This is a genomic window from Spartinivicinus marinus (assembly GCF_026309355.1).
Classification (GTDB): Bacteria; Pseudomonadota; Gammaproteobacteria; order Pseudomonadales; family Zooshikellaceae; genus Spartinivicinus; species Spartinivicinus marinus.
In genome coordinates this window covers 4214681-4229378 of sequence record NZ_JAPJZK010000001.1, presented here as the reverse complement: position 1 = coordinate 4229378, position 14698 = coordinate 4214681, and the positions used below count along the sequence as shown (strand labels likewise).

The following is a 14698-nucleotide window of genomic DNA, read 5'->3' as shown; positions in this document are numbered from 1 at the left end:
TGAAGTCATTTTTTATATCACCATCATTAACTTATATTAAACCCAGCCAAACTTTACCCTAGGAAGGGGCTATATTAAAAGCATGAACAGTGACGAATACAGTAAAACAATCTATTCAATCGCTCATGACTTAAGTGCCCCTCTACGAGGCTTAGATGGTTTCTCAACTATTTTAGTAGAAACCTATCAAGATAAGCTTGACGAACAAGGCCTTCAGTGGCTTTTAATGATAAAAGAAAATGCTATTAAAGCAAAAGTAATGCTAAATAGTATTGTAACTTACTCCCAAATCACATCAACTGATTATCCTCCCATTGAAGTCAACTTAAATCAATTAATAGATAAAATATTAACAAAAAACAAATATTTTAATAATTATTATTCAAATCAGATAACACCTACCCTAAAAATAACAAAGCTACCTACTATTAAAGGAATCGAACAGTTGTGGGATAAGCTATTAACAGCCCTCCTCGACAATGCATTTAAGTTTCAATATAAAGATAAGAAACCTATCATTGAAGTATCAACTATTCAGACAAAAGATTGTTGGTCATTACTCATTGCCGATAATGGTATTGGTATTAAAAAACAAGACTACGATATTATTACACGTATTTTTTCTCGACTACATAGTGAAAAAATATACCCTGGTGATGGTATGGGGTTAGCTTACTGCCAACAAATTATCAATATGTATGATGGCTCTATTAAATTTGATCAATCAATGCTAGGTGGATTGCTTGTAAACTGCACCTTTCCTAGCCGGTTTTTAGCCTAACAACCTAACAAGTAGAGGGGGCTATGAAAGAGTTCATCTTAAATTGTTATGAGCCAAATAGCAAAATATTAATGGTTGAAGATAACCCAAGTGATGCTTTGTTATTCAAAACCATGATTGAAAGGGCTTCTAATAATTATATATCAATTGATACAGTTGACACATATAGCGAGACTCTAAATAAACTGAAAGGTAATCACTATACAGCAGTTCTATTGGACTTACATTTACCCGATATCGATAATTTTGAAAACATTATAAAGACTATTGAAAAAATCACTCCTGAATTGCCCGTAGTTATTCTCACGGGTTCAGAAGACCATTCCTTGCCACTGAAATTAATTCGCCTAGGTGTTCAAGATTACTTATGTAAAAATGAAGTCACACCATCTATTCTGATGAGATCATTAAGATACGCAAAGGAGCGAAAAGAAATTCAACTAGAACTTAAAAAAGCCCTCAAAAACCAAGCAAACCAAAATGAACTATTAAAATCTATTGTCAGAAAAGACTCCTTAACAAGCTTACCCAACCGTATATATTTCTTTGATTTTTGTAAACGTGCTCTTAACTTAGCAAAACGCCAAAATACGGTAATGGCAGTTTTGTATTTTGATATTAATGGTTTTAAATGTATTAATGATACTTATGGGCATACTGCTGGCGACCAGGTTTTAAAAGAACTTGGAATTAAAGTAACCAAAGCACTTAGAAAAGAAGACATGCTATTCAGACTTAGCGGTGATGAGTTTGCCATTATTGCCGAGCACTTACATGCTGAAGTACAAGCCTATCCTATTGCTAAACGAATCAACGAAGCAGTTTCTACTCTCCCCATTAAAATTGGTCAATTTAATATTGACGTTACTATTAGTATTGGTATTGCCGTTTATCCTGATAGCCAAACAGTTCAGGAGTTGGTTAAACATGCCGATATTGCTATGTATGAAGCTAAGCACAACAGTGATCATTTTGCCTGCTTTTACAGCAAAAGGCTTGATAACCTAAATAACAGGAATATAAAAATTGCTAGCTTACTCCCATCAGGCCTTCGAAGAAAGGAGTTTTCTGTAGTCTACCAGCCAATAATCAATTGTTTAACAGGTGACTGCTCTGGTGTAGAAGCATTAATTCGATGGAATAACAGTGAATTAGGGTATATTCCTCCAGAGGAATTTATTAACATAGCAGAAAACTCAGTTTATGGAAGCACACTTTGTTGCTATGTTATACGTGAGGCTTCTAAGCTTATTAAACAACTGAATGGAAAATACTTACCATTCATTAGTGTGTCCATTAATGTGGCTGCTCGCCAATTTACCAATCCTACATTTTTTAATAATTTGATTAATACTATTAAAGAAGTAAACCTACCTCCCGAAATGCTATGCATTGAAATTACCGAGCGCCAAGTTATTCAAAACCTTAAAGTTTGTGAGACAGCACTAAATAAAATCAAACAGTATGGTATACAAATTGCCCTAGATGACTATGGCACTGGTTTTTCGTCAATTACTCATTTAAAAAATCTACCTTTCGATAAAATTAAAATCGATAGAAGTTTAATTAATAACCTGCATAAGGATGCCAAAAATTTTGCATTAACTGATGCTATCATTTCAATGGCAAGGCATTTAGATTTAACTGTTGTAGCAGAAGGAGTAGAACATCAAGAAGAGCTTGAAATACTCGTAAAAATTGGCTGTGATGAGGTTCAAGGATTTCACCTGAGTAAGCCTATTTCAGCTCATAATTTAAAAGAAAGCTTTGCTGATATTAAGTCCGATAAAAGCCAAAATAAAGTTCAAATTAATGGCTTTTAGTCTTTTATGAAAGCTTATCGTTTGAAGTTATTATAATTTTTAGCTAAAAAAAGCACCTAAAAATTTCTTGCGATGGATATATAAGCTAACCATAAAAAAGGCCTCCATTGTCATGCGCAAGAAGCCTTCTATATATTTTTACATTACCAGATATAGATAACTCACCTAACTAGTGAGCGTGACCATGCTCTAGCTCTTCTTCTGTAGCATCGCGCACATCAATCACTTTACCTTCAAAATGTAAGGTCACTCCAGCTAAAGGATGGTTTGCATCAACCGATGCTTCGCCATTGTCTATGGCGGTAATAACCACTGGAATATCGCCTTGTTCTGTTTGAGCAGTAAAACGCATCCCTACTTCTAACTTCTCTGGCTCAGGAAACGTGGCCAAAGGCACTTGTTGTACCAATTGTTCTACCCGCTCTCCATAAGCATCTTCTGGACTAACCGTTACTTGAAAGCTATCACCTGCCACTTTGCCCACTAACTCCTGCTCTAAGCCAGGAATAATGTTGCCAAACCCGTGAAGGTAAGCAAGAGGCTGGTCTTCTGCAGACTGGTCAATTACTGTGCCATCATTATCCTTTAACGTATATTCAATGCTCACTACACACTTGTCGCCAATCAACATAGTTATTCCTCAGTTATTCATAAAAATTCACTGGTAATGCATTGTCAGCTGCCTTAATTGACATGCTTTCTTACACCAAACGCTCTTACATCAAACGTTCTAACACCTGGCGTTATAAAAAATGTCTAATAAACGCAGGACCACCACAAATCCCAGGGTTTTACAGCAGGTTGAGGGATTTTATGAAGACAAAAGGAAATCAAGGATAGGGATCAGTGAGTTACTTATGACACCATAAAAGCCTTTCCGCTCAATAGCTAGTCTAACAGATATTAGATAATTCTCAATTTCAGGCTTGTATTGGGCAATAATCAAACAATTACTACAGGCGTCCAATGAATTAAATCCATCCGGTTAGTTGCTTTTTGTTTATACAGAACTATTGTGTGCATAGTGTGTTTCAACCAACTCTTCTACAGGAAACTAATTTATACATCGTGATAAAAATATATCAGATTAAAATTATATAGAAGCAAAATTATTTGTATATTAGAGAAGGCCTTTACTCTATTTATATAACATTAAAGATCGATCATTTCAAAATACTCAATCAATATTCACGCCTTTATTAAATTCACTTAACACTTGATAAATTTCATTAAATAAGTTGAACAGCCTCATAGTAATACATTTATTCAGGTGCAATATTCTCTTGCAGTTATGTTAACTGCTAATGACCACATCACTCTTATGGGCACTTCTAATATACCCAATGCGGTGGTTTTTAGGGCTAGCCTACAGCTGTGAGGCTAGCAATAACAGTATTAACAGCATTTCCACCATCCATGGTGGTCAGGAATGATGCTAACAAAACCTAAAAATGATTCACGACGGGTATAACCACTTTTTTAAGTAAAAGTTATTAACAGAGCCATTTGGTTTTTGTTTACAAGCAACTTATGGACAATAATCTATGATAAATCGGATTCAACCAACCTTACGCGCACTTTCATTTAGCATTTTATGTATTAGCTGCTCAGCAACCACCTCATTAAATGCAGAAAGTTATGAATCAAACGAGACCAGCAGATTGGCTAGTAATTTTGAAGCAACGCACTTGATTTATACGCCTGAAGAAATGCTTTTTTTTGATATTAAGGATTATCTCGATAAAAATGCCCCGCATTTATCACCTTATGCAGAAACCCTTTCTCACTGGAGTGGCTACTCAACAATCAGCCCTAAAGTGTTAATCACCTTGTTAGAAGAACAAACGGGCATTGTAAGCAATCAACCAGCAAACCCTAACCTATTGAAAAAACCATTGGGAAAACTATCCAATAAAAAAGGATTTTCAGCGCAAATTCGGGATGTTGCCATTCGTTTAGCCAAACTTCATTATTATCAGACAGAAGCCTTACATCACCAGGCTACTGAACAAGGTACTGCAAACTATGCAGCACACAGTGAATTTTTTGCCTCATCAATAGAAGCACTTTTATCTGCTGCCAAAGATAAAACAACTGACTCTCTAGCTCAATCCAATCAACAAGAAGCTATTGCCGCCTATCAGCAAACCGACTTAAACAGTTTTTACCAAACTTACCAGCGACTCTTCCCTACTGATCGCACACAAACAGAGCAACCACAAGCAGCTGAATATTATAATCGTGCGAACCTCCCCCCTGCGAACCTTTTGCAACTGCCCTACCCCAAGGGTAGCTATTGGTATTTTGGCGGCAGTCATACCAATACAGGTAGTGGAAGTTACCCTCAATCATCACTGGATTTGAATAATGGCGGCCGGTGGGGGGATAACCTGTCTAATATCTGGGTAGTATCAGCCGCTCCCGGAAGAGCTGTCAGGCACTCATCCTGCTCGTTAGAGATAGTCCATGAGGGGGGCTGGTCAACCACCTATTATCATTTGAGCAACATTCAAGTTCGTACTGGTCAAACGGTTTCGCGCAATCAGCGAATTGCTAACTATGCAAATAACCAGTCTCAAGCCCTCTGTAATGGAGGCCGCTCTACCGGCCCCCACCAGCACTTCTCGCTAAAACGAAATGGTTCATCCTTCCATTTAAATGGTGTTAAGCTCTCTGGTTATACGGTCCATACCGGTAGAAACAGCTACGATTCAGACTGCAACTACTTTTGGTTAGAAAAAAACGGCAACAAGTACTGTGCCTGGAACAAGCTATATAACACAGGCGTAGCAAACACTACTCCGAATCCCAATCCCAATCCCAATCCCAATCCCAATCCCAATCCCAATCCCAATCCCAATCCCAATCCCAATCCCAATCCGAACCCGAACCCGAACCCGAACCCGAACCCGAACCCGAACCCGAACCCAGACAATGGTAATCAACTAAGCAATGGAATAGCTAAGACAAATTTAGCTGCTAGAAAGGGCCACAAATACTATTTCACATTCACAGTCCCTCAAAGCGCTAAAAACCTCAGATTTATAATGGAAAACAATAGAGGCGATGCTGACATGTATGTTAGATACTACAGAAAGCCAAGCTTTAACTACTGGGGATGCCGCCCATACAAAGTAAGACAAAGGGAGTCATGCAGCTTTAACAGCTTCCCAGCTGGGACCTACCATGTCATGGTACATGCTTTTACTAACTACTCCGGGGTGAGTATAAAAGCAGAGTATGATTCAGGGTATCGTAATTAATAGATTATTCTTACTGAAAGGCTAAGAGGGGTTGCCCCTCTTAGCCAGAACAACGCAGCAAGTTATACAAAAGTGATATAAGGTAAAATAGTCAGGCCCAAGTTAAAAATAAAATCAAAAATAGGCACACCCATAATACTTAAAGCCATCAATACCAATAATGCACCAATACCATAACGACTGTTATATTCTTGGTACTTTATAGCCAAGTGCTTAGGCAATAGATAAGGCAAAATATAGTGGCCATCTAAAGGGCCTAATGGAATTAAGTTAAATATCATCAATACCAGGTTAATGATTGCAAGATAAACAAAAAAGAACTCAGGCCCTGACCCCTCAAATATGTCCCACCCTTGATTACGCCCAAAAGCAAACAGGTTAATAGTTACGATTGCTAACAAAAGGTTCATACCAGGCCCAGCGGCAGCAACAACCATGCTCGCCCAGCGTGAGGTAAAGTTACTAGGATTGGTCATAACTGGCTTGGCATAACCAAAACCAATAATTGCCACCATCAACAACCCAAGCGGATCAATATGAGACATAGGGTTAAGGTTTAACCGCCCCATTCGCTCTGCAGTATCATCCCCATATAACTTGGCAGTTAACGCATGACCATATTCATGAAAAGTAAGTGCCATCACAATGGCAATAAGTAGAAGGATAAAGGCGGCTATCTGACCTTGATAGAGTAATTGCAGCATTCTATGACTAACTCCTAGGGCACAGGGTAACAACAGTTCCCCTGTAATACACAAAGAACCAAGCTTACCTCCAGTTGATTCCATTAGCAAATAAGCAATTAAGGGCATCTAGGGCCTGTTAACACTATTTGAACCGTCACTGTTGTGTCTGTAAAAGCGCTAATCTAGGCGTGAAGAGAGAAACTTAGTTGTTCTAAATAAACAATGAGCAACAAGTACTTTATGTCTAGATATAATTTCTTTAAACATTGATGGCCTAGTGGCTGCTCCTACTTAAGCTTGAGCTCTTCAGGCATCCACCATGAGGTATCAAAGTGCTGGTAATTAAAATCTGAAGGTAAATTTGGGTTTTTCAGAAAAATTATTTTTCTTTTATCAATCTTCGCACGCTCGAGAAACTTTTGATGGTACGCCAAAAACCATTTTTTGAACGATCCATCATACAACATTAAAACAAGTCCTTTTTCGATTCTTTCTGCAAGTTTAACATTCGCTTTATTAACAAAGAAATAAACCGGATATGGGTAAAAAAATGCAATATGCTGATCAACTATTATATTAGGTGCATGGTCAGTATTTGCCTCTTGTTCAGTCCACACTTCATTAATACCCCTTGGAAAATAGTCAAAGCGTTTATTTTCCAACATTGTAAACAATGATTTATAACTAGCATGAAAAACCGTAGGCATATTATTTTCAATTAACACTATATGATCTGGCCAGTGATTATTAAACCCAGCATTAAACCGCTTAATTATATCATCTAACGTTTCAATATACTTGAAAGCATGCATGCTGTCTTTATGGACAAGATTTAACCTTAAACCTAATATTCCATTGAGAATGGGTAGCTTAACAGGCAAAAATCGCTTCTCCAGCTCATCATTAGTGGCAAAAAAAGCAAAGTCGACAATTCCTTTTTCCAAATGCTTCATGCCTCTGCCATAGTTAATTTCTTCGGGTAATTCTTTTAGCTTTACCTCCAGCCCTAACCTTTCTATCGCCATTTTAAATAACTTTACTTCATAAGGAAATCGTACTTGCTTTTGAAAGTGAGTGTATATATTTTCGGAAGTGGCGTGCGCAGATAGCCCTAAGAATAATAAGAAGCTCCACCATTTAAGCTGAGTACTGATTAACCTAAAGCAAAAACCTTGAAAAATATACATTAAACGCTTAATAGAACCTCTCTGGCTCTTTATTATAAAAGCCAGAGACAATCGCTGAGGAGGGACTTTCAAAGAAAGAGTTTTTATAATACAGCTAACAAACTGCCATTTGATATCAAGCATCTTAAATACAGCCATAACTACAACTACAGCCTTTAAGCAACAGCTTAATAGACATTTATCAGTAATCTATCAACAACTTTAGCTTGCCTAGAGATAAATGCTAGGTGGTTGGAATGTGCATAAAAATAACAAAGCCTAGAAGTTATTTGTGAAAGCTATACTATGCCCATCATGAATCATTTTTAGGTGTAAAAATAAAGTGGTATAGACTCACAGCGAAGGATTATTTATACCCCTAGGGCACAAGGGCGAGGCCACCAACATGCCTTCAAACCAACGCCTTGATTGCAAATTTACTAAAAGGCCAGAGACAGTAAACAATTATTAGAGGTGCCTTTTATATAACTACTTACTATTTATCACCTTACGAATGAACTATAAAGAGCTCATCTGCTTGTAGAGCATACATCAAGTTCGGTTACATTCATTCGTAAAGGTATCCTTACCAACCAATATCAAATAAATAAATTCTGATTTAATAATCTATATTGAAACTCTTTAGTTAACGCTTTAGATAAATCATCAAGCACGGACTTCTGCTGTAAAAATTTTCTCAACAGCTTAATGTAAAATGAACCCACATTGGTATCTTTAAACTTTATATTATTGGGATAAAGTTTTGTCACATAAATAGACAATGTATTCAAGTCCAAGTAGAGATCCATACTAATATCCATTGCTGCAGTAACATTACTATTTAAGAGTGGTATACGAAAAAACACCTCTCCTTTAAAGTTATGAATATTATTTCGACTTAGCAAATAGACTTTTCTATTACTGACTTTTACTACGGTCTTGTCTTCCAACATATACCCTTTAAATATACTATCAGTAATATCAACTGAAATACCTGAACCTAAATAAAACTTTTTATCTAAGACACCATCCAAACGAATGTGTCGATTAAAGAGCTGATATTTCATCCATTCAGTATGATAATCTTCATTACGATCACGGATATCTAAGTCTGAAGATCTAAAATCAACCTTTATACTAGCAATTGCTTCAAAAACCTCACTTCTTGACGGAAACTTATATTCAATCAACCCAGTAATAAATGCGTTATTTTGAGTCAATACTTTAAACAAACTTAACTGCTTTTTAGTAATTCGTAATTTGTAATACAACAAAGGGCTTTGGTTAAATACAGAGTCTGGTGTCAAGCTTGTTTGTATCGTTCCTACTTCATCAGGTATATTCAACACTGCCTGAGAATATTGTTTTGGTAATGGTAGAAATACAATAGTTGGATTACGGGCTTGAATTTCTGCTATCTTAGCGGCTGACTTCCTAAAATCAGGCCCAAGAATAAAATAAAGCTCATAATCACTTGTGTTAGGTATTTTTTCAAGAAAAACTTTACGATTATGAATATTCCACTCCCTAGGCACTACATAAATCACTTTCGGGTCAGTTGTAAGAAAGCCAAAAACTTCACCATTACTATCCAAAATAGCTTCGGTTACTTCAGGAGCATTAGTATCAGCCATCGTATTTGCGCAAAAAACAACCAACAAAATACTGAATAAATAATTTATTTTTTTTAACATATCTCTCTCATCAATCTTCTTCTTATAGATGCATTTCATTACAGGTAGCGTTAACAGATATTTCTCAATGCTTATCAAAGCCAAATAGGAATATACTCTTCGCGAATGATTTTTAGGCTTTGTTACCGTCGCTCATCACCCCAGTCATTTAGTTTAGCTAAACTCCTGGGGCTTCATCGCTCGGTGTCCTCGCCCTTGTGCCCTAGGGGTATAAATAACCCTTCGCTGTGAGTCTATACCGCTTTTTCTTTACCCCTAAAAATGATTCGCAAGTGGTATACCTATATCATTTGGTTGTGTCACTTTCTTTTTCTCTTCTAAAGATACCAAGCCATTCTTATCAACTGAATAAACATTAACACTAAAATTAGTGTCTTTTAGCTTTATTAATATTTTTATATATAGCTTACCATTTTCTGTTTCATCAAATTTAGCCAACTTTGGGTAAAACATATTATGAATGACACGTAAGCAAGCCTTTGGGCCAAAAGCACCATCACAATCAATATAGCTATTAGTACTCATATCAAATGGTTTTAACCTATTTAAATGTACTATTTTTGATTCATTAAAGCTAACTTGCATATCTTCATTATTTGGTAAGCTAACTAATGAATCTGCATATGGAAACAAGAATTGCTCCCCAGCAAAATCACCATTAATAATTCGTTGCCGTACTTCATTATTAACCAATAACCAACGCATTTCATCACTAAAGTCTGGATGATTAGATACCGTTAAAGCAACAAGTGGTACCTGTTCATCTGTATCTAAAGTATAATCTGTTTTTATCGTAGTTTTATTAATATCAACAAACGGATACTTTGCTAGCAAAGCAGTTACTGCACCTGTTTCGACATCACTATAGTCAATTGAGCTATTTATATACCAAACTAAATCTACTGGAGAAAGCTCTTGATCAATAAACGATATTTTTTGGAATAACAAGCCACCCATTGCACGAATATAACGGCCAAGCCCTAAGTCTTTGTGGTTTTTCTTAAGTGATTCAGAAACCAATATATCTTTCATATTAATTAGGCGTAACACCCATTTATCAGGAAAAGTACAGCTGATACTTTGTAAGCTTTCATCTTCATAGCGCCAAGTGAACTCAATTGTTTTATAATTTTCGGGCTCTAATTTATATGAAAATGTTTCTTCCTTACCATGATAATTCCAATTATCACGCTCCTCATTAAGCTGATCATAAATGGCTCGAATCCAGGTAGCAGACACTGTATGATCAATAACCGGTATAATTTTGGCACAAAGTTCTTTTTTCTCATTCGTTAGAGCATAGCTTTGAGTTTGCAATAGAACCAATACGATTGTGAATAAGATTTTTTTCATTTTTTAATCTTCTATAGAATAAGCCATATAGTTTTCTAGCACTTCTTGAGATACAACTTCATACCTTTTATTATAAATTTTATAAGCTTCCAACATCATTTGCTGCTCTTGTAACAACTGCTCTGTGAGTTGCTGTAGCTCCTGATTGACAACATCAAATGTCTCTTGGGAATAATTTTCCATATTAAGCTGCATATCAGCAAGTTTTGTTTCAAGCATTTGATATCTTTCTAATGATAAATCAACTGCTGCAACCTGCTCATCGAAGTACTGTTTTTCTTGTTTAGTTATTTCTTCAATCCTATTTATTATATTTTCATTAGGCTTGACTCCATTACTATCTAACTCTTCCACATAGGCTTGCATACCTTTAAGGTCTATTTTTTTTTCAATAACATTGTTTGTTTCTTTCTGTTCAGTTATTTTACTTTCAACTGTTTCATGCTCAAGCTTTGCGATAGGTTCCTGCTTTACTCCATCAAAATCACTCTCTAATTGAACAGGCAAAAAAACTACCGCCAATCCTATTAAAGCACTTAAACAAGTAATGATTAATATCCTTTTTTTAAACATGCCACACCCTATTATCTCACCTTCAATTAACAACCTATATCTGATAAAAAACAAAAAAGCAGGTAACAGCAATCATTCGCGAAGAATATACCTGCTTATTTAACTGTTAATTATAGTCTTACGTTTACATCTACAACTGCTGTACCATGGTTAATGGTGAAAGATTGCTCTTTATAATGACGAGAAATAACTCCTTTTAAGAAGTCTTTATTTTTAGTTCTACCTTTATTGCTACCAAATAGTTCAGCACCATTTTTAAGTATAATACTACCCACTTGACAGTACATATTACCACCACAGAGTGACATGAGTGCGGTGCCTGCAGCCTTAGCACCTTCACCATTAGGCACTACAGGTGAATTTTGTGATATTTTCCAGCTTTTTGCATAAGTCAGAATAAACTCGGCAGCAATTTCCTTGATCATCATTTGCCGTATATCTTCTATACGCTGACGCTCTTTGAGAGGATCTGGGTTCGCACCAGAGGGTGAAATATCCACATCACACTTCATCCCTGACTTATCAATTCGCTTACGCTCAGTTTCACTCCAGCTTTTACGCCAAAATAAGAAACCACTAGAGCCTTTTGATGCAATAAAAGACTGGAATTTCTCTATATCTAACCGACAGCTAACATTGATAGGGTCTGTTTTGACAAAGTAGTCGTAATCAAAAGCAACCGTTTGTGCCAGCACATTACTGCTTCTTGATTTATAATAAGGTACTGTAATTTCTGGATTAAAACTATAGTTTGAAGTCTTATATTCCGCTTTTACTATATTTTGTTGTGGTGTAGAAGATCCAGTACAATATGCGCCACGGGTAACTACGTTTCTAAAGTTTCCAGCTCCATTATTTTTCAGTGTTTTAGCTTCTGGCTCTACTGTCGCGCCATCTTTTGTAAACATATGTTCAGGCACGTCAGTATTTGTTGAAACAGCATGACTATTGCCTGTATCACCCACAGTGCTATGAGATAAAGTAGAAGTACCTATAGTAGACCCTGATACATTATTATTTATTTTCATATCTCTCTTGGCATGCCCTTTAATATTAAAGATAGGAAGCCGAGATACTGTATAACCATGGAAAAAGTGATTAATTGAACTGTATCGGTTCACTGCTGCACGAAGTAATGTTTCTTCTTGCCCCCAAATACTATAGCTTGCAGCAGCAATGCCCACTGGTGTTGTTTCAAGTTTTTGTCTAATTTCCTCACTTCTATCCCATGCTTCGATAGAACTATTATTGAACGTTACAAAAATTCTTGACAATGTTGATATTTGCTGCTCGATTTCCTCTATATTTGGTATTGCTGCCTGATAATCACCAAGTGCCTGGCTATAAAGAGGCCTCACTTTTATCAAACGTTTATAAGCTTCTTTGTACGCCGCTTTCGCTTCAGGTGTTTTTTCTTTTGCATTTTGTTTTGCCTCAGCAATAGCTTCTTTTAATGCAGCAATTTCTTCTTCATCTGTTGCTAAACCTAATAAGCTAATGAGTTCTGTAATTTTTGAAGATAATGCCTTTAGTTCACTATCTGCTTTATCAAAGTCAGCCTGAGCAGTATCAAACTCAAACTTATACTTGGTATACTTAGCCACTATTGTCTTATTTTTTTCCTTTAATCTGTCTATCTCAGCTATTTTATTAGCCATTTTATCTAAAATGGTCGTTTGCCTAACATAATTACCAAACTGACTATCAAAGTAGGGGGAAAAAGGACCTGCTTTAGCAGCAGCTTGTAAGTCACCAGAAGGCATATTATACGTTATGTTATATTGCCCTTGTAAGTAGTTACAACCAGGGGTACTGTTAATTTCAAATGAGCCAGTTTGTGTTTTTTTAGATGATGGAGAAACATATAGTACTTTAAGTCTAGGGTCATGATCTCCTAATATACTAACTCCCTTCAATAAAGGTTCATTTTTAATTGCATAGGACTGAAATTTATCTAATTTAGCAGTATTAGTGTTAGGTTTGGGCAATGCTACAGCTTGCATTGTGGCAGCAGAAACAGCCATGGCAAGTAGCGAAACAGTGAATTTACTTTTTAGCATCTCTGACATACATCCTTGCTTTTTCATTATTGTACCCCGAAGTAATGGAAATATATTATTTCACAATCCCATTGAATAAACTTTAGGCATTATTAATCTTTAAAGGTCCGCTAATTATTAGTTAGAGGTATCCTCAAGTAGCTTTTATTAATAGTAATTTGTGCACAAATCAAACTACCACGCTACTTTACAAACCAGCCAATCTATTTAACATACTTAAACAAATATATACTTTTTATGAATAATATTTATTACTAATTTAGTACAGATGATCTAAAAAACTAACAGCCTAACAAATCAGAAAACGAACAAACAAAGTATTTTATTTACCAAACCACTCACGTATTTTTTACACAAAAAAACCGTCAAACCCGCCCCTATAATATATAGAGCAAGTTTAACGGTTTATTTATATAGTCTTTTAATACTTAATTTTTAGATACTAATGCTGAATTTGAATGGTACGTTTAAGATAGTTTGTGCCTAACATCGTATCACTACTAATGCAGAATGATTGATCATTTTTTTCTACAAATAAGTCAATAAGCGTTTTCCACCCCAAATAAGGGTCCGTAGAGATAAATAAGGATGACTGAGTTTGTGCCAGTTTTGCACTATTATAAAATAGGAGGTGCTTATCTTTCGTACAAAAACCTTTATTTGGTCTTGAGTAGGATAAAACAGATTCAAATGATAACTTTTCAATAATTTCTTGGGTGGGTAAGGGTGGCAGTGATTCAAAGCTAATCGGTATATTCATATTCACCTTTAACACAGGATTACTGGCTAATAGACGAAAAGTTGAAGACTGATTTTCTGGCAAATAAAATACCATAACTTCACATAAGTAAGGATAATTACCAGGTAATAACTTAGGTTGGTAACTTTCTGGTAAGTCGCTGTAGTGCGCAACAACCTCAGGATCAATCTGACAACCTTGTTGCCCGGGAGGGATTAAGTTAACTTTTGCATCTTTGATATCATTATCCCGTACAAATGAATAGTATTTATTTTCTTCATGTGCTTTTGGGTATAATGATATGACAACTTTATTAAATTCAAATACCTTAGTTGGCTTTGAAACTACCTTCTTATACTTTGTATACCAAATAGGGCCTCGCTGAATATCTTTAATCGGTACAAATACCATATTATCCTGCTCGATAATACGATTCCAATCCAGCTCATTAAAATCTATAGGGTTAGCGGCCGTATAACTTGTTATAACTAACAAAGGCATTGCAAATAGCCAATAACCAAACCAGCATAGTATACGATTTATTACGTCCATTTTTTTTA

The 14698-nt window shown here is 35.9% G+C and carries 11 protein-coding genes; 3 read left to right on the top strand and 8 right to left on the bottom strand.

Annotated elements, in window-relative coordinates:
* Positions 1 to 82: 82 nt before the first annotated feature.
* Positions 83 to 781: a sensor histidine kinase gene (locus tag OQE68_RS18955; protein ID WP_180567646.1), complete on the top strand. Its 699-nt coding sequence runs from the start codon at positions 83 to 85 to the stop codon at positions 779 to 781.
* A gap of 71 nt (positions 782 to 852) precedes the next feature.
* Positions 853 to 2604, top strand: a complete 1752-nt coding sequence (locus OQE68_RS18950) for a GGDEF domain-containing response regulator (RefSeq protein WP_180567645.1) — start codon at positions 853 to 855, stop codon at positions 2602 to 2604.
* 169 nt (positions 2605 to 2773) lie between these two features.
* Here OQE68_RS18950 and OQE68_RS18945 read toward each other — a convergent pair whose 3' ends face one another.
* Entirely contained in the window at positions 2774 to 3235 is a 462-nt protein-coding gene (locus tag OQE68_RS18945; protein ID WP_180567644.1) for an FKBP-type peptidyl-prolyl cis-trans isomerase, read from the bottom strand.
* 913 nt (positions 3236 to 4148) lie between these two features.
* Between OQE68_RS18945 and OQE68_RS18940 the strand changes: the two genes are divergently transcribed.
* Positions 4149 to 5867 carry a LasA N-terminal domain-containing protein gene (locus tag OQE68_RS18940; RefSeq protein ID WP_180567643.1) on the top strand — a complete coding sequence of 573 codons (1719 nt, stop codon included), beginning with the start codon at positions 4149 to 4151 and terminating at the stop codon, positions 5865 to 5867.
* A 62-nt stretch (positions 5868 to 5929) separates the two neighbouring features.
* On the opposite strand, the gene OQE68_RS18935 is transcribed toward OQE68_RS18940, so the two are convergent.
* The 7 genes from OQE68_RS18935 to OQE68_RS18905 form a co-directional block, all read right to left on the bottom strand.
* Positions 5930 to 6571 (bottom strand): site-2 protease family protein, encoded by a 642-nt coding sequence (locus OQE68_RS18935; RefSeq protein WP_180567642.1) that lies wholly within the window; start codon positions 6569 to 6571, stop codon positions 5930 to 5932.
* A gap of 269 nt (positions 6572 to 6840) precedes the next feature.
* The gene (locus OQE68_RS18930; protein ID WP_180567641.1) at positions 6841 to 7878 is read right to left on the bottom strand and encodes a type 2 periplasmic-binding domain-containing protein; all 1038 of its coding nucleotides are present in this window, start codon (positions 7876 to 7878) and stop codon (positions 6841 to 6843) included.
* A 440-nt stretch (positions 7879 to 8318) separates the two neighbouring features.
* Entirely contained in the window at positions 8319 to 9353 is a 1035-nt protein-coding gene (locus OQE68_RS18925) for a hypothetical protein (RefSeq protein WP_180567640.1), read from the bottom strand.
* Positions 9354 to 9668: 315 nt separating this feature from the next.
* Positions 9669 to 10766 (bottom strand): hypothetical protein, encoded by a 1098-nt coding sequence (locus OQE68_RS18920; RefSeq protein WP_180567639.1) that lies wholly within the window; start codon positions 10764 to 10766, stop codon positions 9669 to 9671.
* Between the two features lie 3 nt (positions 10767 to 10769).
* Complete coding sequence (locus OQE68_RS18915; RefSeq protein WP_180567638.1) at positions 10770 to 11339, bottom strand: hypothetical protein; 570 nt, start codon at positions 11337 to 11339, stop codon at positions 10770 to 10772.
* 110 nt (positions 11340 to 11449) lie between these two features.
* Entirely contained in the window at positions 11450 to 13426 is a 1977-nt protein-coding gene (locus OQE68_RS18910) for a hypothetical protein (RefSeq protein WP_180567637.1), read from the bottom strand.
* A gap of 415 nt (positions 13427 to 13841) precedes the next feature.
* The gene (locus tag OQE68_RS18905; protein ID WP_180567636.1) at positions 13842 to 14690 is read right to left on the bottom strand and encodes a hypothetical protein; all 849 of its coding nucleotides are present in this window, start codon (positions 14688 to 14690) and stop codon (positions 13842 to 13844) included.
* Positions 14691 to 14698 lie beyond the last annotated feature (8 nt).